Annotated in this window: 1 protein-coding gene; it reads right to left on the reverse strand. The window is 72.0% G+C overall.

The features are described 5' to 3' along the window. A partial coding sequence (locus LO762_RS32160; RefSeq protein WP_230620127.1) for a condensation domain-containing protein occupies window positions 1-4,382 on the reverse strand: 4,382 nt, incomplete at both ends.

Raw genomic sequence — 4,382 nt, forward strand, 5'->3', positions numbered from 1 at the left:
GGCGGCTCCGATGGTGAGCGGCCAGAAGAATTCGGGAACGGCGACGTCGAATCCAACAGACGTCTTCTGCAGGACCCTTTCTGTCGCTGTGATCGGGAACGTTTCCTGTCGCCAGGCGATCAGGTTGACGATCGCCTGATGCGGAATCGCGACGCCCTTGGGCCGACCCGTCGTCCCGGATGTGAAGATCACATACGCGACATCGCGCGGGGACAATGCCCGCGCCAAGACCGGTTCTCCCGGAACGCCTTCCAACGGTTCTTCGATCACGAGGGCGGGGGAGGCGTCCTCCAGAATGGTCTGGATTCGACCGGCCGGGTACGAGGTGTCGATCGGCACGAATGCCGCGCCCACGCGCACGATCGCCGCCAGGGTCACGACCAGATCGACCGAGCGCGGCAGGATCACCGCGACCCGGTCGCCGATTTCGACGCCGCGCTCGATCAGCGCCTGGGCCGTCGCGTTCACCCGCGCGTCGAACGCCGCGTACGTCACCTGGACACCGTCGTCGCCGACCACCGCGATGCCGTGCGGCGTCGCGGCGACCTGCTGCCGGATCAACCCGTCCAGGGTGAGCGGCCGCACCTCCAGCGGCGCGCCCGTCCTCTCGACCGTGTCGCCGACAGGCAGCAGCGCCAGTTCCGCCACCCGGACGTCCGGGTTCGTGGCGATCGCCGCCAGCACTCGCTCGAACATCGCGGCGAACCGCTCGACCGTCGCCCGGTCCAGCACGTCGGGCCGGTAGGAGAATTCGAGGATCGCCGAGTCGGGGCCCGGTGTGACGGTGAGCGCGAGCGGGTGGGTGGTGGCGTCCCGCCCGTCGACCTCGCGGAGTGTGATCCCCGTGCTCTGCTGTGCCTCGGCCAACTGCTCCTCGTCAACCGGGTAGTTCTCGTAGACGACGAGGGTGTCGAACAGCGGGTTGAATCCGGTGGCCCGCTGGACTTCGGCGAGCGGCACGTGGTGGTGGTCCAGCAGCGCGGTGTTCTGGTCCTGGACCTGGGCGATCAGCTCCCGGAGCGTCGGGTTGCCGACGACGGTGACGGGGGTCGGGACGGTGTTGATGAACAGCCCGACGGCGTCCTCGATGCCGTCGACCTCGGCGGGGCGGCCGGAGACGGCGGTGCCGAACACAACGGTCTCCCGGCCGGTGACGCTGTTGAGGAGGACGCCCCAGGCCGCCTGCGTCAGGCTGCTGAACGTGGCGTCAGCGGACTGCGCGACCCGCTGCAACGCGGCGTGCGTCTCCGGGCCGACGACGACCTCGAACTCGTCGGGGAACACGGCTGACGTGACGGAGGCGCCGGGGACGACGAGCGTTGGTTCGTCCACCGCCGCCAGCGCCTGTTCCCACACCGCGAGCGAGGCGCGTTCGTCCCGGGCCGCCAGCCACGCAAGGAACGCCGGGTAGACGCGGTCCGGCTCGGGCCGCGCGGACGGGTTCCGGTACGCGTCGAGCAGCGCCTCGACCAGCCTCGGGCTCGACCATCCGTCGGCCAGGACGTGGTGCGTCGTCCAGACGAGGGTGTGTCGGCCGGGCTCGGGGGTCAGCAGCACCGCGCGGGTGAGCGGCGCGGTCCGCAGGTCGAACGGCTCGGCCCGGTCGCGGTCGAGCACCTCGGCGAGCGGGGTGTCGGCGTCGACGGTGGTGAACGGCGTCGTGGCCGTCGCGGGGATGACGGCGACGAGTTCCCCGGCGCCGGTGGCGGTGATCGCGGCCCTGAGCTGCGGGAACCGTTCGAGGACCCGGTCGAGGGCGATCTGGAGCCGGTCGGGGTCGATGTCGCCGTCGAGGTGCAGGACGGTCTGGGTGACGTAGACGTCGACCGCGCCGTCGTCCGCGCCGAGCAGGGTCTCGAAGGTGATGCCGCGTTGGAGGGCGGTGAGCGGCTGCACGTCGGCCAGTTCGCCGTAGCGTGCCTCCCACGTGTCGACGTCGGCCTGGGCCAGGCCGGGGGCGGTCAGGTCCGAGGGCGAGCGGCGCGGGTGTGCCGCCTCGTCGGCGTAGCGGCTGAGGGCGGCGAGCGCTGTGGTCCAGAGTTCGGTGAGGTCGCGGACGTCCTGCTCGCCGATGACGTCGGCGGCGTAGGAGACGGTGCCGTCCAGGACGAGGCCGTCTTCGCCGGGGACGGCGGCGGCGTTGATGTCGATCACGGCGGGCAGCGGCAGTTCGGCGGGGGAGTACCCGTCGAGGCCGCCGGTCTCGGGCGCCGCGTCCCAGGCGACGTCCTGCTCCGACGCGTCGGCGCGGAACTGCCCCAGGTAGTTGAAGCCAACCTGCGGGACGCCGCCCGAGGCGAGGGCCGGGGCCGTGTCGGGGTTGAGGTGGCGCAGCAGGCCGTAACCGGTGCCTCGGTCGGGAACCCGGCGGAGCTGCTCCTTGACCCGGAGCACCGCGTCGGCGGCGAGCCGCGGGTCGGTCAGCGCCCGCGTCGGGTCGACGTCGGCGCTGGACAGCGCGACGGGGAACCAGCTCGTGAACCAGCCGACCGTGCGGGAGAGGTCCGCGCCGGGGACGAGGGACTCCTGACGGCCGTGCCCCTCAAGGCCCACGACGGCGCGCCGGTGGTCAACACCGCGCCGGGCACGCCACGCGCCGATCGCGATCGTGAGCGCGCCGAGGAGGACATCGTCGACCTCCGCCGACAGCAGGCGCGGCACCTCGGTCAGGACGGCCCGCGTGACGTCCGCCGACACCGACACCTCGACGGTTCCGGCGGCCCCCTCGGTGTCCCGGGTCGGGTCGAGCGGGCGCGCGCCGACCAGCGGGTCGTCGCCGGAGACCACGTCGGACCAGTAGGCGAGTTGGCCGGTGACGTCGGCGTCGGCCGAGCGCCCGGCGAGGGCGTGCGTCCAGGTGGGCACGCCCGTCCCGACCGGGGTCAGCGGCTCGGCGGTCCGGCCGGTCTCCAGCTCCCACGCGTGCGCCAGGTCGTCGCCGAGGATGCGCCAGGACACGCCGTCCACCACCAGGTGGTGGATCACCCACAGCAGCCTGCCGCCGGACTCGGCGTCGCCCGGGAACCAGCGGGCGCGCCACAGCACCCCGGCCGCCAGGTCCAGCGACTCGGAAAGCTCAGCGGTGACGGATAGGAGCCGCTCCGGCCACGCGGGCGCGGACCATGCCGCAGCGGTCTGACCGGCTTCCACGGACGTTTGCCGGGCGACGGCCTCTGCGGCGAACCGCCCGGTCTCGAAGCGCCACTCGTGCCCGTCGCCCCGGACCAGCCGCCCGCGCAGCGCGGGGTGGTGCTCGACCACACGCCCGAGGACGCGGTGCAGGACCGGCTCGGTCAGGCCGGGCGGGGTGACGAAGGTGAACGACTGCGTGAACGCGCCGAACCCCGGCAGATCGACCTCGGCGGCGGCGATCGGCCACAGGCCCGACGCCGACCGCTCGGCCAGTGCGGGGACCTGCGGCCCGGCGGTGTCGCGCTGCTCGGCCGCGCGCGCCAGCGCGCTGACGGTACGGGCGGTGAACATCTCGGCGGCCGTCACCGTCACCCCGGCCCGGCGCGCCCGCGACACGACCTGGATCGACAGGATGCTGTCACCACCGAGGCGGAAGAAGTCGTCGTCCACCGATACCGAGGGGATCTGGAGGACGTCTTGGAACACCTCGGCCAAGATCCGCTCGGTGTGGGTTTCCGGTGCTCGTCCGGCGGTGTTCCCGAGGTTCGGGGTCGGCAGGGCGCGCCGGTCGAGTTTGCCGTTCGCGGTCACCGGTAGGGCGTCTAGCCGCGTGAACGTTGTGGGGACCATGTATTCCGGGAGTCGCGCTTCGGCGTGGGCGCGCAGTGCTTCTTCCGGTGCTGAGGTGATGGTGTAGGCGGCGAGGTATTTGCCGCCTGCGGGGTGGTCGAGTGCGATGACGGCTGCGGCTGAGACGTCTTTGTGGTTTTCGAGGACGTTGCGGATCTCGTCGAGTTCGATGCGGAATCCGCGAATCTTGACCTGGTCGTCTACGCGGCCCAGGAATTCGAGCTGTCCGCGCTCGTTCCAGGCGACGAGGTCTCCGGTGCGGTAGAGGCGTTGGCCTGAGTCGTCGGCGATGAATCGTTCGGCGGTCAGGCCGGGACGGCCCACGTAGCCGTCGGCGAGTTGCACGCCGCCCAGGTACAGTTCGCCGACGACGCCGGGCGCGGTCGGTCGTAGCCAGGAATCCAGTACGACCGCCCGCACGTTCGCGACCGGGCCGCCGATCGGCACGACGGGGACGTGGGTGAGGTCCACGTTGGCGAGGCTGGTTCCGGTGGCGTCCACGGCTGCTTCGGTGGGCCCGTAGGTGTTCCACACGTTCACGCCGTGGACGTTCTGTAGGCGGCGGCCGAGTTCGGCGGGCAGCGCCTCACCGCCGACGGACAGATGCCGCAGGGGTGAGG

This window comes from Actinocorallia sp. API 0066, from assembly GCF_020991275.1.
Classification (GTDB): Bacteria; Actinomycetota; Actinomycetes; order Streptosporangiales; family Streptosporangiaceae; genus Actinocorallia.